This window comes from Streptomyces sp. NPDC050423 (assembly GCF_040655445.1).
In the GTDB taxonomy this organism is placed as follows: domain Bacteria; phylum Actinomycetota; class Actinomycetes; order Streptomycetales; family Streptomycetaceae; genus Streptomyces.
This window is the reverse complement of record NZ_JBFAJY010000020.1, coordinates 77,526-102,540: the sequence shown is the minus strand read 5'-3', so window position 1 is coordinate 102,540 and position 25,015 is coordinate 77,526. Positions and strand designations below refer to the sequence as shown.

Below are 25,015 nucleotides of genomic sequence, written 5' to 3'. Positions count from 1 at the left end.
ATGACCATTAAGGGACGGGGGGCAGGTGAACCGTTTCACGCACGGACTGGTGCCCGGCAGGTTCTACCCGCCGCACGCCGGCCACCACCACCTCGTCCGCACGGCCCAGGACCGCTGCGAACGGCTGACCGTGCTGGTCCGCGCCGCCTCGGTGGAGTCGGTCCCGCTCGCCGACCGGGTCGCCTGGATGCGTGAGGTGCACCCGGACGTGACGGTGGTGGGCGCCGTCGACGACCTCCGGACGGATCTCCACGACCCGGCGATCCGGGACGCCCGCCTGGCGGTCCTCACCACGGCCGTGCCCGAGCCCGTGGACGCCGTCTTCACCTCGGAGCCGTACGGGGACGAACTCGCCCGCCGCTTAGGGGCCGAGCCCGTCCGCGTCGACCCCGGCCGCACGGTCTTCCCGGTCTCCGGCCGCGCTGTGCGCGAGGACCCGGCGGGCTGCTGGGACTTCCTCGAACCGCCGGTGCGGGCCGCGCTCACCCGCCGCGTCGTCGTCCTGGGCGCCGAGTCCACCGGCACCACCACGCTGGCCCGCGCCCTCGCCGCCCACTACCGCCGGCGCGGCGGAGTCTGGGCGCTCACCGGGTACGTCGCCGAGTACGGGCGCGAGTTCGGCGAACAGGAGCTGGCCGCGCTGCGCGCCCGGTGGCCGCGGGCCCAGTGGGAGGACGTCGTCCTCACCACCGACGACTTCGCGCTGATCGCCGAGGTCCAGAACGCCCGGGAGGAGGCGGCCGCCCGCACCGGGTCCCCGGTGCTGGTCTGCGACACCGACTCCTTCGCCACCGCGGTCAGGCACGAGCGGTACGCCGGCGGCCGCAACCCGCTCGTCGAGCGCGCGGCCGACCGGGTCACCCACCACCTGTGGCTGCTCACCGACCACGAGGGCGTCGCCTTTGAGGACGACGGGCTGCGCGACGGCGAGGAGCTGCGGCCCTGGACGACCGACCGCTTCCGCGCCGAACTCACCCGTACCGGAAGGAACTTCATCGAGCTCACCGGAAGCCGCCAGGAACGCCTTGCCACGGCCGTCGAGGCGGTCGACGCCCTGCTCGCCAAGGGCTGGGACTTCGCCGCACCCCTCCCGGAGCGGCGATGAGCGCCGCCGCCCCCGAGGGCTACGACCCGCACGCCTTCGAACCGTTCGCGGTCACCGTCGACCTGGCCGTCTTCACGGTCCGCGACACCCGGCTGCACGTCCTGCTCGTCGAGCGGGGCGAGGACCCGTACAAGGGCCAGTGGGCGCTGCCCGGCGGCTTCGTCCTGCCCCGCGAGTCCGCCGGGAGCGCGGCCCGCCGGGAGCTGGCCGAGGAGACCGGGCTGAACGAGGACACCGTCTCGGCCCTCCACCTGGAACAGCTGCGGACCTACAGCGACCCGGACCGCGACCCGAGGATGCGCGTCGTGTCCGTCGCCTACGCCGCGCTCGTACCCGATCTGCCCGAACCGCGCGGCGGCGGCGACGCGGCCAGCGCCGGGTGGTGGGACGCCGGAGAGCTCGGCGCGCTCGCCTTCGACCACGACCGCATCCTCGCCGACGCACAGATCAGGATCGGCGCCAAACTCGAGTACACCTGTCTGGCCACCGCGTTCTGCCCGCCCGAATTCACCCTGGGGGAACTCCAGCAGGTGTACGAGACGGTCTGGGGCGTCGAGCTGGACCGGCCCAATTTCCGGCGCAAGGTCCTCACCACGCCCGGCTTCGTCCAGGCCGTGGAGGGATCGCCGCGCCGCACCGGCGGACGCGGGAAACCGGCCGCCCTCTACGGGGCGGGCGCCGCTACCGCCCTGCACCCCCCACTGCTGCGACCGGAAGGAAGAAGCACGTGATCGTGACCAGGACCATCACCAAACAGGCCGCCACCGGCGCGCTGACCGGGCTCGCGCTCGGCGACGCCCTCGGCTTCCCGACCGAGTTCAACAACGTCCCCTCGATCCTCGCCAAGTGCGGGCCGTGGCGCCAGATGCGGCTGCCGAGGCCGGCCATCGTCAGCGACGACACCCAGATGACCCTCGCCCTGGGGCGCGGCATCCGCGCCGCCATGGACCGCGGACTGCTCACCCCGCTGCGGCTGGTGCGCCCGGTGCGCGACGAGTTCGTCGACTGGTACCACTCGCCCGACAACAACCGCGCCCCCGGCCGCACTTGCATGACCGCCTGCCGGATGCTGGACAGCGACCGGATCTGGCAGGAGGCCAGCCAGACCGGCTCCAAGGGCTGCGGCGCCGACATGCGGGTCGCACCCATCGGACTCGTTCCCGGACTGAGCGACGAACAGCGCGCCGGAGCCGCCCAGTTGCAGGCGGCCCTCACTCACGGACACCCGACCGCACTCGCCGCGTCCGACCTGATGGCCCGCGCGGTGTACCTGCTGGCCCAGGGCGCCGAACCGGTGGGACTGATCGGGCAGCTGCGCAGCTACGCGTACGAGAACAGCAGCCACTACCTCACGCGCTGGCTCGGCGACCTCTGGCGCTACGCGGGCGACTCCTCGCCGGAGCTCTACATCCAGCGGGGCTGGGAGGAGTGCCTCACCGCGCTGGAACGCGTCCAGGACGCGCTGCGCGACCCGTCCCCGGAGACCGATCCCTGCGAGGCGACCGGTGACGGCTGGGTCGCCGAGGACGCCCTGGCCACGGCCCTGCACTGCTTCCTGCTCTTCCCCGACGAACCGGTCACCGCCCTGCGCCGTGCCGCCTGCACCCGGGGCGACTCGGACTCGCTCGGCTGCCTGACCGGCGCACTGGCCGGGGCGCACCTGGGCTCGGGGGCCTGGCCCAAGGAGTGGTCGGAGCGGATCGAGTACCGCAGCGACCTGCTGTCGCTGGGGGCGCTCTGGGACTCTTGAGCCATGGGTACGGGCGGGTTCGACGCGTCGTGCGAACCGGTGGCGCGGGTGCGGTTCCACGGCGTCAGCCGGCTGAACCGCCCCCGGCCGGCAGCGCGGCCAGCGCCGACGCCCGCCGGGTGCGGATCAGGAAGTCCTCGATCCGGGCCCGGTCGGGCTCCGCGGGCAGCGGGGAGGCGGCGGCGGACGCGTCGTTCTCCTCGGCCAGCCGCGTCATGCGCCGCTCCACCTCCGGCCAGGGCACCTCGCCCCGCCTGACCGCCAGCAACTCCTCGCGGTCCGCCCCCACGCCGATCCTGAGCTCTCCCGTACGCAGCAGGTCCCGGCAGCTCGCCAGTAGCCGCAGCAGATGCATGGCGTGCTTCCAGCGCGGCGCCCCGTACTGCCGCACGTCCGCGTCCAGCTTCCGGCGCTGGCCCAGCGCGTAGCGGACGAAGGTCCCGTGTGCCCGCCGGGACAGGAACGCCCCGCGCAGCGAGAGGAGCTCGCGGCCGGTCGCGTCGGCGTGCTCCACCAGGGGCGAGTGCAGGCACTCCAGCACATTGGGGTTGGCCCTTAGCGCCAGTTCGCAGAAGCGCTCCAGCTCCCAGGAGAACTGCTCATCGGCCGGTCCCTCGACATGGGCCGGAGGCTTGTCGAACCGCCAGAACAGCGGGGTCGGCGCGAGGAAGACTCCCCGCCGGTCGGTGTCGCTGCCGTCCGTGGCGAGCCCGAAGGCGCGCGAGCCCATCACACAGGAGTAGACGGTGTGGTCGCGTACCAGCGCCTCGTCGCAGGGAGTGATCATGCGGGGGAGGGTACGCGCAAGGTGTTCGCCACGCGTCTCACGGACAGAGCGCCCGTGCGGCCGGCCGCACCTCCCCTCTACGCTGAAACCCACGCGCACGCAGCGGTACGCACGAGCGCGCGAAGCGTACGGACGAACAAGGAGCACGACGTGGCGGTACGAGCGGTCCGCGGAGCCGTCCAGCTGGAGCGGGACGAGGCCGGACACATGGACGAGCAGGTCAGCGCCCTGCTCACCACCGTCCTGGAGCGCAACAGCCTCGTCCCGGACGACCTGATCAGCATCTGGTTCACGGCCACCCCCGACCTGCACAGCGACTTCCCGGCCGCCGCCGCGCGCGGGATCGGTATCGTCGACGTACCGCTGATCTGCGCCCAGGAGCTGGACATCGAGGGGGCGATGCCCCGGGTGGTCCGGATCCTCGCCCACATCGAGACCTATCTCCCCAAGTCGGAGATCGCCCACGTCTACCTCGGCGCCACCGCCGCCCTTCGCAAGGACATCGCCCAGTGAGAACCGCCGTCGTCATCGGAACGGGCCTCGTCGGCACCTCCGCGGCCCTCGCCCTCGCCGGGCGCGGCATCAAGGTCCACCTCGTCGACCAGGACCCGGAGTCGGCCCGGACGGCGGCCGCGCTCGGCGCGGGCACCGACGAGGCCCCCGAGGGACGGGCCGATCTGGCGATCGTCGCCGTACCACCGGCGCACACCGCGTCCGTGCTCGCCACCGCCATGCGCGCCGGCGTCGCCCGCGGCTACCTCGACGTGGCCAGCGTGAAGGGCGGCCCGCGCCGCGACCTGGAGGCGCTCGGCGTCGACCTCGCCCCGTACATCGGTACGCACCCCATGGCCGGCAAGGAGCGCTCCGGTCCGCTCGCCGCCACCGCGGACCTCTTCGAGGGCCGCCCCTGGGTCCTCACCCCGACCCGCGACACCGACACCGAGGTGCTCAACCTCGCCCTGGAGCTCGTCGCGCTGTGCCGGGCCGTCCCGGTCGTCATGGACGCCGACGCCCACGACAGGGCCGTCGCCCTGGTCTCCCACACCCCGCAGCTGATCTCGTCGATGGTCGCCGCCCGGCTGGAGGAGGCCGACGAGACCGCCGTACGCCTCTGCGGCCAGGGCATCAGGGACGTCACCAGGATCGCCGCGTCCGACCCCCGGATGTGGGTGGAGATCCTCTCCGCCAATCCCGGACCGGTCGCCGACGTCCTCGCCGGGGTCGCCGCCGATCTGGCGGAGACCGTCACCGCGCTGCGCGGGCTCCAGTCCGCCGACGAGGAGAAACGGCGCGAGGGCACCGAAGGCATCCAGGACGTCCTGCGCCGCGGCAACGCCGGCCGGGTCAGGGTGCCGGGCAAGCACGGGGCGGCCCCCGCCTCGTACGAGATCGTCGCCGTCCTGATCAGCGACCGGCCGGGCGAGCTGGCCGGGATCTTCGCGGACGCGGGCCGGGCCGGGGTCAACGTCGAGGACGTCCGGATCGAGCACGCCACCGGCCAGCAGGCGGGTCTCGTACAGCTCATGGTCGAGCCGAGCGCCGCCCCGGGCCTCAGCGCCGCCCTGCGCGAGCGCGGCTGGTCGATCCGGCCGTAGGCCGTGTCCGCGGAGTCCCGCCTGCCGCGCGGCGTCCGGCACGCACGCTCGCGGCCGGCTCCCGGCCCTTGCGGCACCCGGCCGGGAGGCACTTTTCCACAGGGGTGGTCGGGCCCGCGCCCGCACTCGGTAACCTTGTGCGGGGCGGGTTCGCGCGTCCCGTCCCGCCCACCCCGTGTACCAGGAAGGTGTCCACCACCGTGGAAACCGTAAGCGCCGCCGCCCGGACCGCCCCGGCCGCAGTGATCGTCGCCATCGACGGGCCCTCCGGCACCGGCAAGTCCAGCACGTCCAAGGCCGTCGCCACCCAGCTCGGCCTGAGCTATCTGGACACCGGTGCCCAGTACCGGGCGATCACCTGGTGGATGCTGAACAACGGCATCGACGTGCACGACGCGATGGAGGTGGCCACCGCGGCCGCCAAGCCCGTCATCGTCTCCGGCACCGACCCCACCGGCCCGACGATCACCGTCGACGGCGAGGACGCCTCCGGACCGATCCGCACGCAGGAGGTCACCTCCAGTGTCAGCGCCGTCAGCGCCGTCCCCGAGGTGCGCACGCGGATCACCGAGCTGCAGCGCACCATCGCCGAGAGCGCGGAGAAGGGCATCGTGGTCGAGGGCCGGGACATCGGCACGACCGTGCTGCCCGACGCCGACATCAAGATCTTCCTGACCGCTTCGCCGGAGGCGCGCGCCGCCCGCCGCAGCGGAGAGGTGAAGGGCTCCGATCTCGCCGCCACCAAGGAGGCGCTGATCAAGCGCGACGCCGCTGACTCCGGCCGCAAGACCTCACCGCTCGCCAAGGCGGACGACGCCGTCGAGGTGGACACCACCGAGCTGACCCTCCAGCAGGTCATCGAGTGCGTCGTCACCCTCGTCGGGGAGAAGCAGGCCGTGAAGTGAGCCCAGCCACGCTCGCGCCCACCCCGCGCGGAGCGGCGGTCGGGCGAGGCATCGGGATCGGGCTGATGTACGGGCTGTTCAGGCCCCGTGTGCTCGGCGCGTGGCGGGTCCCCGCCTCGGGACCCGTCATACTCGCGGTGAACCACTCGCACAATGTCGACGGTCCGATGCTGATGGGCACCGCGCCCCGGCCCGTCCACTTCCTGATCAAGAAAGAGGCGTTCGTCGGCCCCCTGGACCCGTTCCTGCGCGGAATCGGTCAGCTGAAGGTGGACCGTACGACCGCCGACCGCACCGCCATCACCCACGCCCTCGGGGTGCTGGGGGACGGCGGGGTGCTCGGGATCTTCCCCGAGGGCACCAGGGGCGAAGGAGACTTCGCCTCGCTGCGCGCCGGGCTCGCGTACTTCGCGGTACGCAGCGGGGCGCCGATCGTGCCCGTGGCCGTCCTGGGGAGCACCGAGCGGCGCGGACGGCTGATATCGGCGCTGCCGCCGCTGCGCAGCCGCGTCGATGTCGTCTTCGGGGATGCCTTCGAGGCGGGCGACGACAGCGGCAGGCGGACGCGCAAGGCGCTGGACGAGGCGACGTTGCGGATCCAGGGACGGCTGACCGGCCACCTGGAGCAGGCCAGGCGCCTCACCGGGCGTGCTGAGTAAGACTTGAGTAGTGGACCGCGTGCTGCGTGGTCCATCGATGATGATGTAAAGAGGAACGGACTTCATGAACGACCAGATTCACTCCGGCGGCTCGGACCACGAGCACGGAGCGCTTGGCGATGCCGAGTACGCGGAGTTCATGGAGCTCGCCGCGCAGGAGGGGTTCGACCCCGAGGACGTCGAGGGCGCGATCGGTGAGGCCGGTCACGGACCGCTTCCGGTCCTCGCCGTCGTCGGACGCCCCAACGTCGGCAAGTCGACCCTGGTGAACAGGATCATCGGCCGCCGCGAGGCCGTCGTCCAGGACAAGCCCGGCGTCACCCGTGACCGCGTCAGCTACGAGGCCGAATGGGCGGGCCGCCGCTTCAAGGTCGTCGACACCGGCGGCTGGGAGCAGGACGTGCTGGGGCTCGACGCCTCCGTCGCCGCTCAGGCCGAGTACGCCATCGAGACGGCCGACGCGGTCGTCTTCGTGGTCGACTCCACGGTCGGCGCCACCGACACCGACGAGGCCGTCGTCAAGCTGCTGCGCCGGGCCGGCAAGCCCGTCGTGCTCTGCGCGAACAAGGTCGACGGACAGAGCGGCGAGGCGGACGCCTCCGCGCTCTGGTCGCTCGGCCTCGGCCAGCCGCACCCGGTCTCCTCGCTCCACGGCCGCGGCACCGGCGACATGCTGGACGCCGTCCTGGAGGCGCTCCCCGAGGCGCCCGCCCAGCTGTTCGGCACCGCCCTCGGCGGCCCCCGCCGCATCGCGCTGATCGGCCGTCCGAACGTCGGCAAGTCCTCGCTGCTGAACAAGGTGGCCAACGAGGACCGGGTCGTCGTCAACGAGCAGGCCGGCACCACCCGCGACCCGGTCGACGAGCTGATCACGCTCGGCGGCATCACCTGGAAGTTCATCGACACGGCCGGTATCCGGCGCCGGGTCCACCTCCAGGAGGGCGCGGACTACTACGCCTCGCTGCGTACCGCGGCCGCCGTGGAGAAGGCCGAGGTCGCCGTGATCCTGATCGACTCCAGCGAGTCGATCAGCGTCCAGGACCAGCGCATCGTGACCATGGCCGTCGAGGCCGGACGCGCGATCGTCGTTGCCTTCAACAAGTGGGACACCCTCGACGAAGAGCGCCGCTACTACCTGGAGCGCGAGATCGAGACTGAGCTCGCGCAGGTCGCGTGGGCCCCGCGGGTCAATGTCTCGGCCCTCACCGGCCGCCACATGGAGAAGCTGGTCCCGGCGATCGAGACCGCGCTGGACGGCTGGGAGACCCGTGTTCCGACGGGCCGGCTGAACGCCTTCCTCGGCGAGATCGTCGCCTCCCACCCGCACCCGATCCGTGGCGGCAAGCAGCCCCGCATCCTCTTCGGCACCCAGGCGGGCACCAAGCCGCCGCGCTTCGTGCTCTTCGCCTCGGGCTTCCTGGAGCACGGCTACCGGCGCTTCGTCGAGCGCCGGCTCCGCGAGGAGTTCGGCTTCGAGGGCACCCCGATCCACATCTCGGTACGCGTCCGCGAGAAGCGCGGCCGCAACAAGTAGGCAGCGGATGACGCGGTCCCGGTGCGTGAGCACCCGGACCGCGTCCGTCCCGGGCTTCGCGGAGCCCCGGACACGACGGAGCCCCGGACCACTCGTTCTCCGAGCGTTCCGGGGCTCCTTCGTGCGGTCGGGCGCCGTCCGCGGTCAGGCTCCGGCGTGCGACGGTCAGGCTCCCCGGGAGCCCGGCGGCAGCGCGGCCTGGACCCGGCCCGCGTGCCGCCCCACCCGCTGCCAGGAGCCGAGGCTCCCGGTGTGAGTGCCGGGGCTGCCGCTGCCGTGCCCGGCGGCTCCGCCCGTTCCGGACGCACTTGCTCCACCGTGGCCCGAGTGGCCGCTCAGCGGGGTGCGGGAGCCGAAGAACCCACTGCCGAAACTCGGAAGCCCGAGGCTCTCCTCCCCGCTCCGGTCACCCGGCAACGCCCTGAACGACCGGCGGTACTCGGAGTACAGCGCGTCGTAGATCGGGGTGCGGGACGGGCCACCCGATGGGTCCTGCGCGGGACGCATGGCAGGGATCGGGCTCGGACGCTGGTGGGAGGGGTCGTATGAGTGCACGTATCTGCCAACGACCCCACCGCCCGTCGGATGCGGGCCCGCCGGAGAAATAGCTGTTCGGTGAGGCGCTCCGGGGTGCGCGGACATGATCAGGTACCGGCCAGCGGCATCGCCGCGGCGACCAGGACCCCGCCGGCCGAGGCCTTCTCCAGTGCGTCGCGCAGCAGGTCCTCGCGGGGCTGCTGGCCGATCGCACCGGCCGGGGCGGCGTAGACGAGCACGGTCTGCGACTTGTTGGCCGCGGTCCGCCACCCCTCGGTCACCTGGAGGGGCGCGTGTGCCTGCCACCAGGCCACCGGGGCGCCGCCGCCGGTGCCCGGCTGGAGCACCGCGTGCAGCTGTCCCATGGCGAGCAGGATCGACCAGCCGTGCAGCACCTCGGGGACCTGGTCCATCCGCTGGACCGGGTGGAAGCCCTGCTCCAGCAGCAGCTGGAGGAACTCGTCGCCGCCGCTGCCGTCCGTGCCGGGCCGGGCGATCGCCCCGGTCGGCTCGACGACCAGGGCCGGGTGGAGTTCGTCGTCGATCAGGACGAGGCCGCTGGTGATCCCCAGCACGGCCTGCTCGGAGTTCAGCCGGTCCTGGGCCTCCTGCTCGCTTCCGGTGATGCTGCGCACGGCCCCCTGCAACTGCTCCTCGGCGACCTGGACGACCTGGGAGGGGATGCAGGTGGCGTGGGCGAAGGCGAGGACCGCGGTCTCGTCGCCGACGAACAGCACCGTGCTGGTGCGTTCCTGCTCGGAGTCGCCGGGGGTGCGGCAGGAGGTGCAGTCGTAACTGCCGGGGGCGTTGTCGCCGACAAGCAGCCGGTCGGCTTCGGCGTCGCCGATCTCGGCGCGTACGTCCTCGCTGACGTCGAGCATGCGCGGCACGGGTGGCTCCTCGAACTCGGTACGTGCGCCGGGCGGTTCCCGGCTCATGAAGAAGACAACGGGTGAGCTGCTGCCGGGGTCACGCGAGAATGCGAACGGAATCGAACCGAGGAGCCGACCGGTTCGGCGATACACCGATAAGTCCTGACATCGGAGAGTGTGGTGCGTGGCCGGGCCGGTGGAGGGGCCTGTGCCCGGCCGACGGGGACCGCCCCGCCCCGCCGGCGGAGGTGCCCGCGGCGGCTGCTCGATGCCGGAAAGCGGGCGATTCGGGTCGCCCGATATACGGGCAGAACCGCACGGCCGGGCCGGTCCGATGGTGTGGATATTGTGAGCATGGGATAAGGGTGCGATAAGGAAGAGTGAATTCCCGACCGTCCCCTCGCTTACGGGAGGGTATTCCGGAGGGAAATCGATGCCGCCCGGCAGCGGATATTCGACCGGTTTTCGGGCCTTCTTCGCTGATCGTTTTCGGACCTGTGCGATTACTGTGCGTCGGGTTGTGAATCGCGCGTTCGAGTGAGGAGGTCCGATGGGAACACGTGTGGTGATCCTGTGACACAAGCGTGACCGGTGAGGGACGTGAGGATGCCGTGCGACCGGGCGGCGCCCCGGGTTCCGCCGCCGTCCGGGGCCGCCTACGGTGAGAGGCATGGCACCCATACCGACTCCTTCCGCCCAGCCCGACGACGCGCCCGGCGCGTATGTCGGCCTCACCGCCGAGACCGCCGAACGGCGTGCCCGGGAGCGTGGCTGGACCACGGTCAGAGCCCTGCCGCCGGGCACCGTCATCACCATGGAGTTCCAGGGCGGCCGGATCAACTTCGAGGTCGACGGCGGCGCCGTGAAGCGCTGCTGGATCGGCTGAGGCTCCCGTACGGCTGGGCGGAGGCCCTGGACCGGCGCGTCCGCCGGCCGTACGAGTGAGGGCCCCGACCGGAGTCGGGGCCCTCACTCGTACGGGGGAGCGGCTGTGCGTACCGCCCCCGTCGCTCGTAGGGGTCAGCCGCCCGCCACCGGCCGGGCCGGCGCCGTACCGCCGCGCGGTGTGCGGTCCGCGTGCGGCGGGCGGCGGCTGCCGGCCGGAGTGACCGGTGTGCGTTCCGAGCGCACCGTGTGGCCCTGGTGCGCGGGAGGCGCGGTGTGGGCACGCGGGCGGGCGCCCGCAGCCGTGCCGGCAGCCGTGACTGTGGCCGTGCCCGCAGCCGTGACTGTGGCCGCCTGGCGGCTGCCCGCGGCGACCGGCTCGCGGGCCGGGCTCTGCGCCGCGGTCTCGCCCACGGCCGGCTGTCCGGCCGGAACCGGCCGGGGATCGCCCGCTGCGACGGGCGGGGCCGGCACGAGCCTGCTGCGGGCGCTCAGCCGCTCGCGGGCGGCGAAGATCCAGTCCTCCGCCCGGGTGATCAGCGGCTCGCACCACGGCAGGCCGAGCAGGATCAGCAGCCCGGCCGCCCAGCCGAGCACCACATCGCTGAGCCAGTGCGTACCGAGGTACACGGTCGTCAGGCCGACCCCGAGCGACACGACGGCGGACATCGCCGACAGATAGCGCCTGGCCCGCGGCGTGGCGGCCAGGTAGGCAAGGATTCCCCAGGTCACGACCGCGTTGGCGGTGTGCCCGGACGGAAATATATCGCCGCCGGCGAAGAGTTCGGCCGAGCCGATCTGGGTCGCGTAGTGCGGTCCGAGCCGGCCGAGGCCGTACTTGACCGCCCCCACCGTCGCGTTGAGCAGCAGCAGTGAGGCGCCCAGCGTCAGCAGGGGGCGCAGGGTGTGCTGCCGCCAGGAGCGCCAGCCGAGCCAGCAGGCGACCATGACGGCCGTGGGTCCGCGCTGACCGAGTACGACGTAGTAGTCGAGGAAGGCATGGATTCCGGGCCACTGCTGGTACGGCCGGAAGAGCATGACCTTCCAGTCCAGGGTCACCAGCCAGGACGACATGAGCACGGCAATGACGATGGCGAGATAGAACGCCAACGTCCCGCCGAAGAGAGCGATGCGGTGACGGCTCATCCGCGGTGTCTCTATCTTCGGCGGTTCCGGCTCCCGGTCCAGGCGGGCAAAGATGTCGGTACGCACCCAATCGACGTTACAGCGAGTGAGTGGGTGACCTGGTCGATCCGGCCGCTTTGTGATGACGATGTGATGTGGACTATGTCTCAGCGCGGTCGGTTTTCCTGAACCTCCGAAGAATCCCGGATTCCTTCCGTTCTATTTCTTCGACACCCGCGCCGGAAGGGTTTTTGGATATTGACGGAAAAGCGCACGGGATACCGAAGTGTATTTAACGGGAGCCCCGAGGGGGCGGGGACGGACGGTATCGTTCCGGTTACTCGACGCCTTCACCCGCGGTCCGGCAGGCGATTCGCGACGCTTCCGGAGGCCGTCGTACGCACCGCCGAACGGGCCGTCTCCGCAGGTCGTGAGGGGTCTGCTGGTGGGTCGGGGCGGCCGGGAGCAGTGGCGTACACCACACCTGGAGGCCGTTGGCGGTATGAGATGGGCCACGTGTAGCCCTGCCGAACTCGCGTACGCTGGCGGATCACTCGCCCGTCGATGCCGGGCCCGGAGGGGCAGCGAACGCTGAAACCCCAGGGGGCCTGCCGAGCGCGAGGGACCTTGGGAGGTAGATGCATGTCCGGGACGACCACAGCCCGAACCCGCCTGCGCGCAGCCGCCGACGGTGCCAATCGATGGGTCGTCCTGGTCGTCCTCTGCCTCAGTCTGCTGCTCGTGGCGCTCGACGCCACGGTGCTGCACGTCGCCGTCCCCGCCGTCACCGAGGACCTGCGGCCCAGTGCCGTCGGGCTGCTGTGGATCGTGGACGCGTATCCGCTGGTCTGCGCCTCACTGCTGATCCTCTTCGGCACCCTCGGCGACCGGGTCGGGCGGCGGCGCATCCTGCTGCTCGGCTACGCGCTGTTCGGGGTCGCCTCCGCCGTCGCCGCCATGGCCGACAGCGCGGGCGTGCTCATCGCGGCACGGGCCCTGCTCGGCGTCGGCGGCGCCATGATCATGCCGGCCACCCTGTCGATCCTCCGCCAGGTCTTTCCGGACCGGCGCGAGCGGGCCATGGCGATCGGCGTGTGGTCCGCGGTCGCCGCGGTCGGCGCCGCCACCGGACCGGTCATCGGCGGCTTCCTCGTCGAGCACTTCTGGTGGGGCTCGGTCTTCCTGATCAACATCCCGCTGATGGCCCTGGTCCTTCCGCTCGGCCGGCTGCTGCTCCCGGAGTCCCGGGGCAGCGACGACGGCCCCTGGGACGTGCTCGGCGCCCTGACGGCCGCCGCCGGTGTGCTCGGGGTGGTCCTGGGCGTGAAGCGGGCGGGCACCGGCGAGGGTCTCCTCGGGCCGGCCACGCTCCTCCCCCTGCTGATCGGGGCCGCGCTGCTCGTGGTGTTCGTCCGCCGCCAGAAGCGGCGGACGCACCCGCTGATCGACATCGGGATGTTCGCCAGGCCCGCCTTCTCCACCGCGGTGGGCTGCATCGTCCTCGCCATGCTGGCCCTGGTCGGCCTGGAGCTGATCGCCGTCCAGTACCTCCAGCTCGTCCTGGGCCTCAGCCCGCTGGAGACCGGCCTGCGGCTGCTGCCGCTCACCTTCGCCGCGATGGCCGCGGGCGCCACCGGCTCGTACACCCTGCGCCGGATCGGTCCGCGCCGGATGGTCGGCTGGGGCTTCGTCCTGACGGCCGCCGCGGTGCTGATGCTGACCGCGATGGGGCAGCACGACCGGCCCGGCCTGCTGACGGCGTCCTTCGTCCTGCTCGGCTTCGGGCTCCAGTCCACGCTCTTCGGCGCGTACGAGTCGATGCTCAGCGACGCCCCCGCGGACCGGGCCGGCGGAGCGGCCGCGATCGGCGAGACCTCCTACCAGCTGGGCGCCGGCATGGGGATCGCGCTGCTCGGCAGTGTCATGAACGCCGCGTACGTCCCGGGCCTGGCGCGGCTTCCCGAAGCGGGTGTCCCCGCCTCGGCCGGCACCGCCGCCGCCCACTCGCTCGGCGAGGCGTACCAGGTGGCCGCGCAGCTGGGCGGCCCGCTCGGTCAGGTGCTGCGCTCCACGGCCCGGCACGCCTTCATCGGCGGGCTGCACATCACCCTGCTGGTCAGCGCCGCGCTGCTGCTGCTCGGGGCGCTCGCCGCGCTGCGGCTGCCGAGGGTGATGGAGTGCCCGCCGCTGCTCTGCGAACCCCGCGAGTCCATGGACGTCTGCCAGACCGCCGGGGCCGGGCAGGACGAGGATTCCCGCGGTCGCCGGGGCCGCGAGGCGCCGGCGGCGGACCGGCCCAAGGTGCTGCTCCCGCTCCCCGCCGCGCGGCAGCCCGCCGAGGCGACCGGCTCTGGACGCACGGCACACTGAGTCGTAACGTCAGCACGGCGCCGTAACTAACACTGCTAGTTTTCGGCGTTCCCCGTACCGCCCTCAGTACCGTGCGAGCCGCCGGAGGCACCTCCTCATGTCCACCGCTCCGTCCTCGAAACTTCCGCCCTTCGACCCCCGCGACCCCATCGGCATCGACGACCTCCTGGGCGCCGAGGATCTCGCGATCCGCGACACCGTCCGGGCCTGGGCCGTCGACCGGGTCCTGCCGCACATCGCCGAGTGGTACGAGAACGGCGAGCTGCCCGGCATCCGCGACCTGGCCCGCGAACTCGGGGCGCTCGGGGCCCTCGGCATGTCCCTGGAGGGCTACGGCTGCGCGGGCGCCACCGCCGTGCAGTACGGGCTGGCCTGTCTGGAGCTCGAAGCGGCCGACTCCGGAATCCGCTCGCTCGTCTCCGTGCAGGGCTCCCTCGCCATGTACGCGATCCACCACTTCGGCTCCGAGGAGCAGAAGCGGCAGTGGCTGCCCGGCATGGCGGCCGGCGAGATCATCGGCTGCTTCGGCCTCACCGAGCCCGACCACGGCTCCGACCCGGCCGGCATGCGGACGTACGCCAGGCGCGACGGCGAGGACTGGGTGCTCAGCGGCCGCAAGATGTGGATCACCAACGGCTCGGTCGCCGGGGTCGCCATCGTCTGGGCGCAGACCGACGAGGGCACCGCGGGCGCCGGTATCCGCGGTTTCGTCGTGCCGACCGGTGCCCCCGGATTCTCCGCACCCGAGATCAGGCACAAGTGGTCCCTGCGCGCCTCCGTCACCAGTGAGCTGATCCTCGACGAGGTGCGGCTGCCGGCCGACGCCGTACTGCCCGGCGCCACCGGTCTGCGCGGGCCGCTCAGCTGCCTCAGCCATGCCCGCTACGGCATCGTCTGGGGAGCCATGGGCGCCGCACGGGCCAGCTTCGAGGCGGCCCTCGACTACGCGCGGACGCGTGAGCAGTTCGGGAAGCCGATCGGCGGCTTCCAGCTCACCCAGGCCAAGCTCGCCGACATGGCCGTCGAACTCCACAAGGGCATCCTGCTCGCCCACCACTTGGGCCGCCGGATGGACGCGGGCAGGCTCCGCCCGGAACAGGTCAGCTTCGGAAAGCTGAACAACGTGCGGGAGGCCATCGAGATCTGCCGCACCTCACGCACGATCCTCGGCGCCAACGGGATCTCGCTGGAGTACCCGGTGATGCGGCACGCGACGAATCTGGAGTCGGTGCTCACCTACGAGGGAACCGTGGAGATGCACCAGCTGGTGCTGGGCAAGGCGCTCACCGGCCTGGACGCGTTCCGGTGAGCCGGAACGACGGCAGGACCGATCCGTGAGCGCCCCGCTCAGCTCTGGTTGAAGAAGCCGTCGGCCGGCCGGCCGGCGGCTTCGCCGTTGACGACCTGGGTGTCGGCGGGGGTCAGCAGGAAGACCCGGGTGGCCACGCGGTCGATCGACCCGCGCAGTCCGAAGATCAGCCCTGCGGCGAAATCCACCACGCGCTTGGCGTCGGCGGAGTCCATGGAGGTGAGGTTCATGATCACCGGGACGCCGTCCCGGAAGAGCTCACCGATGCTCCGGGCGTCCCGGAAGCTGTCCGGGGTCACGGTGGCGATCCGGCGGCCCGTCTCCTCGGCCGTCTCGGACGCCACCCGCACCCGCGGATCGGTCACCCAGGTCTGTCCGGTCCCGGTCCGTGCACCCTCGGAGTACTCGTCGTCGTCGTAGTACCGCTCGTCGTTGTCCTCTACGAGGCCCAGCCAGGCACTCGCCTTGCGCACCGATCCCATGGACGCCTCCTCTCACCGCGGTTCCTTGGCGTTCCGCATCTCTTTCGTATCCCTATGGTCGTCCATGATGCGGATCGTGCGCCAAGGGGATTGGCGGCGCGCAGGGCATTCGTGACGGTACTGGTGCAGAGGATGTGGTGATTCGTCAAGGTTCCTCCTGTAAAAGGGTACTGGCGAAAGAAAATATGATGCTCCGGGCCGTACGGGTGACATGGGGGACGTACGGGTGAACCGGACGCTCGATACGATGCACGGCGCGCACTCGCCCGAGCGTGGCGCACAGCTGAACGACACCCGGGGGATCGTCGTGTTCGGAATAGTCAGGCCCTGTACCCATCGACTGTCGGAGGGGCTGAAGGCCGAGTGGATGGCCCATCTCTGCGGGCTCTGTCTGGCACTTCGATCCGACCACGGGCAGTTCGCCCGGATCGTCACGAACTACGACGGCCTGATCGTCTCGGTCCTGACGGAGGCTCAGACCGAACGCACGCCCGCACAGCGCCGCACGGCGGGGCCCTGCCCGCTGCGTGCGATGCGGACCGCGCCGGTCGCGCGCGGCGAGGGGGCCAGGCTGGCGGCCGCAGTCTCCCTGGTGCTGGCGTCGGCGAAGGTGCGGGACCACGTCGCCGACCGGGACGGGCTGTTGAAGCGGCGCCCGGTCGCGGCGGCGGCCCGCAGGGTGGCGGCGGGCTGGGACCGCGCCGGGGCGCGTACCGGCGCACAGCTCGGTTTCGACACGGCGTTGCTCGTCGACGCCGTCGACCGGCAGACCGGCATCGAGCTGCTCGCGGGCCCCGGCACCCCGCTGCTGACGGTCACCGAACCCACCGAGACGGCCACCGCCGCGGCCTTCGCGCACACCGCCGTACTCGCGGGCAAACCACAGAACGCCGCGCCGCTGGCCGAGGCGGGACGCCTCTTCGGACGCCTCGCACATCTGCTGGATGCCGTGGAGGACCAGGAAGCTGACGCCGCGTCGGGTGCCTGGAACCCGCTGACCGCGACGGGCGCCTCGCGCACCGAGGCCCGGCGGCTGTGCGACGACGCGCTGCGCGGCGTACGGCTGGCACTGCGCGACGCGGAGTTCACCGACGGCAGACTGGCGCATGTGCTGCTGGCGCACGAACTGCGGCGCTCGGTGGACCGGGCCTTCGCCACGGACGCCTGTTCCCATCAGTCGGGCGGCCTGCTGACCGAGGGTCCCGGGGGAGCCGGCCATCCGTCAGGAGGGCGGCACGAGGGGGCGTTCGGTCCACCGCCGGGCAACCCGTACGCCCCCTCGGGGCCCGGGGCCCCCTTCGGTCCGCCGCAGCCGCCGCCGGAGCCCCCGCGCGACCGGCGTGGGCTCGTCGTGGGGTGCCTGGTGTGGGCGGGTCTCGCCTGCACCTGCCAGATGTGCTGCGGCACCTTCGACGATCCGTGGAGCCGTCAGCGCCGCGAGGGGCTGTGCAGTCAGTGCGACTGCGGTGACTGCTGCGATGGCTGCGACTGCTGTAGCAACTGTGGCGATTGCTGTGACGGCTGTGACTGTTGCGACTGCGACTGCGGCTGTGACTGCGGCTGCTGAGTTCGCGTCACCTGATCTCGGGCGGTGAGATCCGCGAGGTCCCGATCGCCGATGCGCCGATGCCCCACTTCTTCAGGATCCGGTCGTAGGTGCCGTCCGCCTTGAGGCTGCTGACCGCGGCCTGGAAGGCGGGCGCCAGCGCGGTGCCCTTCTTGAACGCGAAGCCGACGTCGAGACGCTTGAACTCGTTGAGGAAGCGCACGCCCTCCTGCTGCTTCACGGCGTACCGCAGCCCGTTGATGGTCGACATCACCACGTCGGTCCGCCCCTGCTGGAGCGCGCTCCAGACGGCGGCCAGGTCGGAGTACGTCTTCACGTCGTACGGCTTCTCGCCGGCCTCGGCGCACCGGTGCCTGTTCTCCTCCAGGGTCACCTCGAACGTGGTGCCCGCGGCGGTGCCCACCGTCAGACCGCAGAGCCGGTTCAGATCGGTGACCTTCTTCAACTCGCTGTCGTCGCGGACCGCGAAGCCCTGCCCGTCATTGAGGTAGGTGACGAAGTCGATGGTCCGGCGCCGCTCGTCGGTGACCCCGAAGTTTCCGGTGCCCACGTCGTACTTCCCGCTGCCGAGCGCGGGCAGGATCGCCTCGAACGCGGCGACCTCCCGCTTCGGCTTCAGACCGAGCACCCTGGCCACGGCGTCCGCGATGTCGATGTCGGCACCGGCCAGGGTCCTGCCGTCCTCCAGGTAGGTGGCCCCGGGCGGGGTGCCGACGCTGGAGGCGATGTTCAGGGTCCCGGAGGAGCGGACGGCGGCCGGCAGCAGGCCGGCCGCGGCCCCGTCCCGTTTCACCCCCGACACGACGTCGGCCGTGGGGATCGTGTTCCTGGCGGCGGGACCGGCCGCACCGGCGGGGGCGGCCGCCGGATCGCCGGAACCGCACGCGGTGAGAGCCAGCATGGCCGCGGTGATCAGACCGAAGGCAGCGGTGTGCCGGGTACGGGGCATCAGAGAAGGTTCTCCAGTTTCGGCGGCCGTGGACGGGCCCCGGGCAGCGCGAGGCAGCCCACGGCAGGGGCGGAGGAAGACGTGCTGCGACGTCGGACGACTCAGTGCGAGGGGAGGGTGAAGCGCTGTCGCGTACGCGAGGGCACGCGGGGAGAGAGGCTTCCGCGCCGGTCGGCGGCGCGAGGAAGAGCGCAGAGAAAGCGCGAGAAAAGCGGGAAACGCAGGGGGTCAGCTCAACAGGAACAGGACCACACGCGACCGAAGTCGATGTGGGAGCGCTTGACCAGCCACTTCTGCGAATGCATGGCCCAAGTGGAACAGGCATCCGGCGGTCCGTCAACTGGCCCCCCGCGTCCGGCTCACAGTGTGGACAGGCTTGACATCCCGTTGTGAACAGCGCTTACCTCGGAGGCAGTGGACCGCGCTGAGGGGCCGGTCCGCCTCGTTCTCCGAGCTGTCGCGTTCCAAGCTTCGTGTTCCGTGCCGAGGGCACGCCCCGTGTTCGATCGCCGCATCCACGGAGCCCTCGTATGTCCGACCGGACAGATACCCTCCCGCCGGTATTCCCGGCCCCGCCCCTCAAGGACGACGACGCCGACCGGCTGCGTATCGTCCCCGTACGCCGGACCGGCCAGTGGGCCGCGGCCGTCGCCGTACTGGTCCTGCTGGCCCTCGCGCTGAACTCCGTCATCCGCAACGACGCCTTCCAGTGGGACGTCGTCGGCGACTACTTCCTGACCACCGCTGTGCTGCGCGGCCTCTGGCTCACCCTCTGGCTCACCGCGCTCGTCATGGTGCTCGGCTTCGCGCTCGGGACGCTGCTCGCCGTCCTGAGGCTCTCCGCCAACCGCGTTCTCCAGGCCGTCGGCTGGGGGTACGTGTGGCTCTTCAGGTCCACCCCGATCCTGGTCCAGCTGCTGTTCTGGTTCAACATCGGCGCTCTCTACCCGGAGATACTCGGCGTCCGCACGGTGAACCTCCTCGGCCCGGTCACGGTCGCCGTCATCGGACTGACGCTCCACGAGGCCGCGTACGCGGCGGAGGTCGTACGCGGCGGCATCCTCTCGGTGGAACGCGGACAGCTGGAGGCCGCCCAGTCCCTGGGCCTCGGCCCGTGGCGGCGGCTGTACCGGATCGTGCTGCCCCAGGCGATGCGCTCCATCGTGCCGCCCGCCGGGAACATGCTGATCGGCACCCTCAAGGGCACCTCGATCGTCAGCATCATCGCCGTGCAGGACCTGCTGTACTCGGTCCAGCTCGTGTACCACCGCACCTACCAGGTCATCCCGCTGCTGCTGGTCGCCACCCTCTGGTACGTCGTGGTGACCTCGCTGCTCGGCGTCGGCCAGCACTACGTCGAACGGCACTACGCCCGCGGCACCGCGGACGCCCGGTGAGCCGCCGGCCGTCGCTGGCCGTCATCGGCGCCGGACCGCGCGGCACCGGCCTGGTCGAGCGCATCGCCGCCAACGCCGCCGGTCTGTACGGGCACCGGCCGCTCGACCTGCACCTCGTCGACCCGTACCCGCCCGGCGCAGGACGGATCTGGCGCCACGACCAGTCGCCGCTGCTGTGGATGAACTCCATGGCCGAGGACGTCACCATGTTCACCGACGACACCGTCCGCCAGGAGGGACCCGTACGGCCGGGGCCCGCTCTCGACGCCTGGGCGGCGGACGTGCGCGAGGGCCGGACCGAGCCGCCCGGCGACGCGGCCGAGCCGGGGCTGCGCGCCGAGATCGAGGCGTTGCGGGGGCAGGACTTCCCGAGCCGGCGGCTGCAGGGCGCCTATCTGCGCTGGGTGTACGAACAGTCCGTGGCCGCCCTCCCGCCCTCGGTCACCGTCCACGAACACCGCGGCCGTGCCCTGCGCGTCACCGGTCCGCCCGACGGCCGTCAGCACGTCCGGCTGGAGGGCCGCGCCGAACCGCTCGTCGCCGACCTTGTGGTGCTCACCATCGGCCACCTGGACGCCGAACCGGACGCCGAGCAGCGGAAGCTGTCCGCCTTCGCCGACCGGCACGGACTCGTCCACCTGCCGCCCGACTTCACCGCCGACAGCGATCTGAGCGCCCTGCGCGCGGGCGAACCCGTCATAGTCCGGGGCCTCGGGCTCGCCTTCATCGACCTGATGGTGCTGCTCACCGAGGGGCGCGGCGGGCGGTACGAGAACGGGGCCTACGTGCCCTCGGGCCGGGAGCCCGTCCTGTACGTCGGATCGCGGCGCGGGGTCCCGTACCACTCCAAGATCGGATACGGCTGGCAGGGCGAGCGGCCGGCGCTGCCGCGGTTCCTCGGCCCCGACCGTACCGAGGAGCTGCTCAGCCGGACGGAGCCGCTCGACTTCCGCCGCGATATATGGCCACATGTCGACAAAGAGCTCGGGTACGCCCACTACCACCGGCTCTTCACCGCCCACCCCGAGCGCACCACCGCGGACCGGACCGCCTTCGAGGAGAAGTACGCGGCAGCCGAGCCGGGCAGCGACGACCTGCGGGCCCTGATCGCCGCGGCCGTCCCCGACCCCGCCGACCGGCTCGACATCGGGGCGCTCGACCACCCGCTGGACGGGGTGCGCCACTCCTCGTACGACGCCCTCCAGGAGGCGACGCGCCACTACATCGCCGCCGACCTCGACCGCCGGCACGACCCCGGGCACAGCGAGGATCTCGCCGTCTTCCTCGGACTGCTCTCCGCCTACGGCCAGTTGACCCGGTTCGGCGACATCGGGAGCTGGTGGCACGGCCTCTTCAGCTACCTCGCCTCCGGCCCGCCGGGCCCCCGGCTGCGGCAACTGCTCGCGCTCTCCCGGGCCGGTGTCGTCCGCTTCCTCGGCGCCGGGACGACGGTCGAGGCCGACGAGCGCCACGGCGTCTTCCGGGCCGGCAGCGCCACCGTTCCCGGGGAACGGGTCGAGGCCCGCGCCCTAGTCGAGGCCCGGCTGCCCGACCCCTCGCCGGAACGGACCCGCAGCACCCTGCTCCGGGCCCTGCACGAGGACGGGGCCGCCGCCACCGCCACCGGACTGCTCGCGGTCGACCCCGGCGACGGCCGGATCCTGGACCGCGAAGGACTCCCGCACCCGCGCCGCTTCGCGCTCGGCCCGCACACCGCGGCCCGAGCCGGCGGCGCCTTCACCCGGCCGCGCACCGGCGGCCCGGCCTTCCGGCAGAACGACGCCACCGCCCGCGCCGCCCTCACCTTCCTGCGCGGCCTCACCGACAGCGATGGCCGAGCCGATGGCCGATCCCATGGCCGAGCCGATGGCTGACCGGTCCGCGCACCTCCGCCCCGAACCGCCCGAGGACCCCATGACAACGACCAGCCGTCCACCCGAGAGCGAACCGGCCGCCGACCGCGTCCGGGATCCCGCCGACGCCATGGTGCGGATCCGCGGCGTGCACAAGAGCTTCGGCTCCCTCCACGTACTGCGCGGGATCGACCTGTCCGTGCGCCCCGGCGAAGTGACCGTGATCCTCGGCCCCTCCGGCTCCGGGAAGTCCACCCTGCTGCGCACCGTCAACCACCTGGAGAAGCCGGACCGCGGCTCGATCACCGTCGACGGTGACTTCGTCGGCTACCGCAGGAAGGGCGACAAGCTCCACGAACTCCCCGAGCGCGAGGTCCTGCGCCGCCGCACCCGGATCGGCTTCGTCTTCCAGAACTTCCACCTCTTCCCCCACCTCACCGTCCTGGAGAACATCACCGAGGCCCCGGTCGCCGCGCTCGGCCGCCCCAGGGCGCATGCCACCGCCGCCGCGCACGAACTCCTCGACCGGGTCGGCCTCGCCGACAAGGCGCGGGCGTACCCCCGGCAGCTCTCCGGCGGCCAGCAGCAGCGCGTCGCCATCGCGCGGGCGCTCGCCCTCGAACCGAAGCTGCTGCTCTTCGACGAACCCACCTCCGCGCTCGACCCCGAACTCGTCGGGGAGGTCCTCGATGTCATCAAGGACCTGGCGGGCCGGGGCACCACGATGATCGTCGTCACTCATGAGATCGGGTTCGCCCGTGAGGCCGCCGACACCGTCGTCTTCATGGACGAGGGACGGATCGTCGAACAGGGCCCGCCCGCCGACGTACTCGACCGCCCCCGGCACGAGCGCACCCGCGCCTTCCTCTCCAAGGTCCTGTGACCGGGAATCCCGGGGGCCTGTGCCCGCTATCGCCTTCGAACCGTGCCGAAAGGGCCCGCCATGCCTCCGATCCGCCCCCTCCACCTGGCTGCCGAGATCGGTGGCCCGCCACGCTACGACCCGGGCCACTACACCGCCCTGGCCCGGCTCGCCGAGCGCGGCGCCCTCGACTTCGTCACCCTCGGCGACTCGTTCGCCCGTCCGGGACCCGACGCGCTCGCCGTGCTGTCCCGGGTGGCGCCGGCCACCCGCCGGATCGGGCTCGTGCCGACGGTCACCACCACACACACCGAGCCCTTCCACGTGTCGTCGGCCGTGGCCACCCTGGACTGGGTGAGCCGGGGCCGGGCGGGCTGGCAGGTCGACGTGTCGACGACGAGGGCCGAGGCCCGGCTGTTCGGCCGCCGCCCGGCCGCACCCGCCGCCGAGCTGTGGCGCGAGGCCGGCGAGGTGGCGGACGTCGGTGCGCGGCTCTGGGACAGCTGGGAGGACGACGCCGAGATCCGGGACCTCGCCACCGGGCGCTTCATCGACCGCGACAAGCTGCACTACGTCAACTTCGAGGGGGCCGCCTTCAGTGTCCGCGGTCCGGCCATCGTGCCCCGCCCCCCGCAGGGCCGCCCGGTCACCGTCGTCGACGGCACGGCGGACCCGGCCCGGGAGACCGCCGCCCGCCATGCCGATGTCGTGCTCGTACAGGCCACCACACCCGAGCGGACCGCCGAGATCCGCGCCGACGTGCGCAGGCGTGCCGCGGTCCACGGGCGCGACCCCGACACCCTCCGGGTGCTCGCCGCGCTCACCGTCGACCTCGGCGACGCCGAATCCGCCCCGGAGCCCGGACTGGAGAGCGGACCGCCGCTGGCCGCGCAGGGCACGTACTACCGGGGCGGCCCGGTCGATCTCGCGGATCTGATCACCCAGTGGCACCGCGCCGGCGCCGTGGACGGCTTCCACCTCACGCCGATCACCCCCGGACGCGATCTCGAACGGATCGTCAACGGCACGGTGGCCCTGCTCCAGCACCGCAGCCTCTTCCGCACCTTCCACCCCGGCGGAACCCTCCGTGAGCATCTGGGTCTGGCCCGCCCGGCCAACCGGTACGCGCCGGGCCGTGTCCTCCGAGTCGTCCAAGGAGACCGGGCATGACGACCGCCCCGAAGCAGCTGCATCTCGCCGCCCACTTCCCGGGGGTGAACAACACCACCGTCTGGGCGGACCCCCGGTCCCGCAGCCAGATCGACTTCTCCTCCTTCGAACATCTCGCGCGCACGGCCGAACGCGGCCTGTTCGACTTCTTCTTCCTCGCCGAGGGGCTGCGTCTGCGTGAGCACAACGGGCTGATCCACGACCTGGACGTGGTCGGCCGCCCCGACTCCCTCACCGTGCTGGGCGCACTGGCCGCCGTCACCGACCGGCTCGGTCTCGCCGCGACCGTCAACGCCACCTTCAACGAGCCCTTCGAGCTGGCCCGCAGGCTCGCCACCCTCGACCACCTCAGCGCCGGCCGGGCCGCGTGGAACGTCGTCACCTCGTCCGACGCCTTCACCGGTGAGAACTTCCGCCGCGGCGGCTACCTCGACCGGGCCGACAGATATACCCGGGCCGCCGAATGCGTCGCCACCGCCCGCGAGCTCTGGGACTCCTGGACCCCCGACGGCACCCCGCGCCGCTTCGCCCACCGCGGCGAGCACTTCTGCGTCGAGGGCGAGTTCACCGTCCCGCGCCCCCCGCAGGGCCATCCCGTCGTCATCCAGGCCGGCGACTCCCCGGAGGGCCGCGAGTTCGCCGCGTCCGCCGCCGACATCGTCTTCACCCGCCACGGCGCCCTGGAGGCGGGCCGCACCTTCTACGCGGACGTCAAGGCACGGCTGGCGAAGTACGGCCGGGAGCCCGACGAGCTGAAGATCATGCCCGGGGCCGGTTTCGTGCTCGGCGACAGTGACGCCGAGGCGCGGGAGAAGGCGGCCGGGATCCGCCTTCAGCAGATCTCCCCGCAGAACGCGATGCTGGCCCTGGAGCAGGTCTGGGGCCGGGACCTCTCCTCGTACGATCCGGACGGGCCGCTGCCCGAGAGCGACCCGGTTCCCGATTCGGCGCTGGTCCGGGGCCGGGTCCGGACCGGCGACCCCCTCGCGGTCGCGGCCCGCTGGCGCGCGCTGTCCAGGCAGAAGGGGCTCTCCATCCGGCAGACGGTCATCGAGGCGACCGGCCGGCAGCTTTTCGTCGGCAGCGCGCGGACCGTCGCGGCGGAGCTGGCCGAATGCGTCGCCACCGGAGCCGCCGACGGCTTCGTCCTCGTACCGCATCTCACCCCGGGCGGACTCGACGACTTCGTCGACGAGGTCGTCCCGCTCCTCCAGGAGCGCGGGGTCTTCCGCTCCGCGTACACCGGTTCCACCCTCCGGTCGCACCTCGGGCTCGCGGAGCCCGTATGGAAAGGTTGAGCCC

At 72.2% G+C, this 25,015-nt stretch carries 23 protein-coding genes; 17 read left to right on the top strand and 6 right to left on the bottom strand.

The genetic code is table 11. The features are described 5' to 3' along the window. Positions 1-25 precede the first annotated feature (25 nt). Genes AB0I52_RS17180 through AB0I52_RS17170 form a run of 3 tightly spaced genes read left to right on the top strand, consistent with a single transcriptional unit; the run spans position 26 to position 2,855 of the window. On the top strand, positions 26-1,105 hold the full coding sequence (locus tag AB0I52_RS17180; RefSeq protein ID WP_363073329.1) for an AAA family ATPase: 1,080 nt from the start codon (positions 26-28) through the stop codon (positions 1,103-1,105). Continuing rightward, a complete protein-coding gene (locus tag AB0I52_RS17175; protein WP_363073327.1) occupies positions 1,102-1,836 on the top strand; it encodes an NUDIX domain-containing protein in 735 nt (244 codons plus the stop codon). Before AB0I52_RS17180 ends, AB0I52_RS17175 begins: the two co-directional genes overlap by 4 nt. Then, complete coding sequence (locus AB0I52_RS17170) at positions 1,833-2,855, top strand: ADP-ribosylglycohydrolase family protein (protein WP_363073325.1); 1,023 nt, start codon at positions 1,833-1,835, stop codon at positions 2,853-2,855. The genes AB0I52_RS17175 and AB0I52_RS17170 overlap by 4 nt, the downstream gene beginning before the upstream one ends. Positions 2,856-2,919: 64 nt before the next feature. Here the strand turns inward: AB0I52_RS17170 and AB0I52_RS17165 are convergent, their stop codons facing one another. Further along, the gene (locus tag AB0I52_RS17165; RefSeq protein ID WP_363073323.1) at positions 2,920-3,642 is read right to left on the bottom strand and encodes a nucleotidyltransferase domain-containing protein; all 723 of its coding nucleotides are present in this window, start codon (positions 3,640-3,642) and stop codon (positions 2,920-2,922) included. A 150-nt stretch (positions 3,643-3,792) separates the two neighbouring features. On the opposite strand from AB0I52_RS17165, the gene aroH reads away from it, so the two are divergent. From aroH to der, 5 genes are all read left to right on the top strand, one after another. Next, complete coding sequence (gene aroH / locus AB0I52_RS17160; RefSeq protein WP_363073321.1) at positions 3,793-4,155, top strand: chorismate mutase; 363 nt, start codon at positions 3,793-3,795, stop codon at positions 4,153-4,155. Beyond that, complete coding sequence (locus AB0I52_RS17155; RefSeq protein ID WP_363073319.1) at positions 4,152-5,237, top strand: prephenate dehydrogenase; 1,086 nt, start codon at positions 4,152-4,154, stop codon at positions 5,235-5,237. The genes aroH and AB0I52_RS17155 overlap by 4 nt, the downstream gene beginning before the upstream one ends. Before the next feature lie 188 nt (positions 5,238-5,425). Beyond that, positions 5,426-6,142, top strand: a complete 717-nt coding sequence (gene cmk, locus AB0I52_RS17150) for a (d)CMP kinase (RefSeq protein WP_363073317.1) — start codon at positions 5,426-5,428, stop codon at positions 6,140-6,142. Beyond that, a complete protein-coding gene (locus AB0I52_RS17145) occupies positions 6,139-6,801 on the top strand; it encodes a lysophospholipid acyltransferase family protein (protein WP_363073315.1) in 663 nt (220 codons plus the stop codon). Before cmk ends, AB0I52_RS17145 begins: the two co-directional genes overlap by 4 nt. A gap of 64 nt (positions 6,802-6,865) precedes the next feature. Further along, positions 6,866-8,335 carry a ribosome biogenesis GTPase Der gene (gene der / locus AB0I52_RS17140; RefSeq protein WP_363073313.1) on the top strand — a complete coding sequence of 490 codons (1,470 nt, stop codon included), beginning with the start codon at positions 6,866-6,868 and terminating at the stop codon, positions 8,333-8,335. 165 nt (positions 8,336-8,500) lie between these two features. On the opposite strand, the gene AB0I52_RS17135 is transcribed toward der, so the two are convergent. Then, on the bottom strand, positions 8,501-8,842 hold the full coding sequence (locus AB0I52_RS17135; protein WP_363073311.1) for a hypothetical protein: 342 nt from the start codon (positions 8,840-8,842) through the stop codon (positions 8,501-8,503). 137 nt (positions 8,843-8,979) lie between these two features. Further along, on the bottom strand, positions 8,980-9,762 hold the full coding sequence (locus tag AB0I52_RS17130; RefSeq protein WP_363073309.1) for a hypothetical protein: 783 nt from the start codon (positions 9,760-9,762) through the stop codon (positions 8,980-8,982). Between the two features lie 652 nt (positions 9,763-10,414). On the opposite strand from AB0I52_RS17130, the gene AB0I52_RS17125 reads away from it, so the two are divergent. Beyond that, entirely contained in the window at positions 10,415-10,630 is a 216-nt protein-coding gene (locus AB0I52_RS17125) for an I78 family peptidase inhibitor (protein WP_363073307.1), read from the top strand. A 134-nt stretch (positions 10,631-10,764) separates the two neighbouring features. On the opposite strand, the gene AB0I52_RS17120 is transcribed toward AB0I52_RS17125, so the two are convergent. Continuing rightward, positions 10,765-11,841 carry a phosphatase PAP2 family protein gene (locus AB0I52_RS17120; protein ID WP_363073305.1) on the bottom strand — a complete coding sequence of 359 codons (1,077 nt, stop codon included), beginning with the start codon at positions 11,839-11,841 and terminating at the stop codon, positions 10,765-10,767. 555 nt (positions 11,842-12,396) lie between these two features. Here AB0I52_RS17120 and AB0I52_RS17115 point away from each other — a divergent pair. Continuing rightward, positions 12,397-14,124, top strand: coding sequence for an MFS transporter (locus AB0I52_RS17115; protein WP_363073303.1), 1,728 nt, complete (start codon positions 12,397-12,399; stop codon positions 14,122-14,124). 97 nt (positions 14,125-14,221) lie between these two features. Beyond that, positions 14,222-15,433, top strand: a complete 1,212-nt coding sequence (locus tag AB0I52_RS17110; protein WP_363073301.1) for an acyl-CoA dehydrogenase family protein — start codon at positions 14,222-14,224, stop codon at positions 15,431-15,433. Positions 15,434-15,471: 38 nt separating this feature from the next. Here AB0I52_RS17110 and sepF read toward each other — a convergent pair whose 3' ends face one another. Beyond that, entirely contained in the window at positions 15,472-15,915 is a 444-nt protein-coding gene (sepF, locus tag AB0I52_RS17105; protein WP_363073299.1) for a cell division protein SepF, read from the bottom strand. A 247-nt stretch (positions 15,916-16,162) separates the two neighbouring features. Here sepF and AB0I52_RS17100 point away from each other — a divergent pair, with 247 nt between their 5' ends. Further along, positions 16,163-17,482, top strand: a complete 1,320-nt coding sequence (locus tag AB0I52_RS17100) for a DUF5685 family protein (protein ID WP_363073297.1) — start codon at positions 16,163-16,165, stop codon at positions 17,480-17,482. A gap of 7 nt (positions 17,483-17,489) precedes the next feature. Here AB0I52_RS17100 and AB0I52_RS17095 read toward each other — a convergent pair whose 3' ends face one another. Beyond that, positions 17,490-18,431, bottom strand: coding sequence for an ABC transporter substrate-binding protein (locus AB0I52_RS17095; RefSeq protein WP_363073295.1), 942 nt, complete (start codon positions 18,429-18,431; stop codon positions 17,490-17,492). Between the two features lie 530 nt (positions 18,432-18,961). Between AB0I52_RS17095 and AB0I52_RS17090 the strand changes: the two genes are divergently transcribed. The 5 genes from AB0I52_RS17090 (at position 18,962) to AB0I52_RS17070 (ending at position 25,011) form a co-directional block, all read left to right on the top strand. Further along, positions 18,962-19,828: an amino acid ABC transporter permease gene (locus AB0I52_RS17090; RefSeq protein ID WP_363073293.1), complete on the top strand. Its 867-nt coding sequence runs from the start codon at positions 18,962-18,964 to the stop codon at positions 19,826-19,828. Continuing rightward, the gene (locus AB0I52_RS17085) at positions 19,825-21,702 is read left to right on the top strand and encodes an FAD/NAD(P)-binding protein (RefSeq protein WP_363073291.1); all 1,878 of its coding nucleotides are present in this window, start codon (positions 19,825-19,827) and stop codon (positions 21,700-21,702) included. The genes AB0I52_RS17090 and AB0I52_RS17085 overlap by 4 nt, the downstream gene beginning before the upstream one ends. 109 nt (positions 21,703-21,811) lie before the next feature. Continuing rightward, positions 21,812-22,564: an amino acid ABC transporter ATP-binding protein gene (locus AB0I52_RS17080; protein ID WP_363073366.1), complete on the top strand. Its 753-nt coding sequence runs from the start codon at positions 21,812-21,814 to the stop codon at positions 22,562-22,564. Positions 22,565-22,624: 60 nt separating this feature from the next. After that, positions 22,625-23,713 carry an LLM class flavin-dependent oxidoreductase gene (locus AB0I52_RS17075; RefSeq protein WP_363073289.1) on the top strand — a complete coding sequence of 363 codons (1,089 nt, stop codon included), beginning with the start codon at positions 22,625-22,627 and terminating at the stop codon, positions 23,711-23,713. Beyond that, complete coding sequence (locus tag AB0I52_RS17070) at positions 23,710-25,011, top strand: NtaA/DmoA family FMN-dependent monooxygenase (RefSeq protein WP_363073287.1); 1,302 nt, start codon at positions 23,710-23,712, stop codon at positions 25,009-25,011. The genes AB0I52_RS17075 and AB0I52_RS17070 overlap by 4 nt, the downstream gene beginning before the upstream one ends. Positions 25,012-25,015 lie beyond the last annotated feature (4 nt).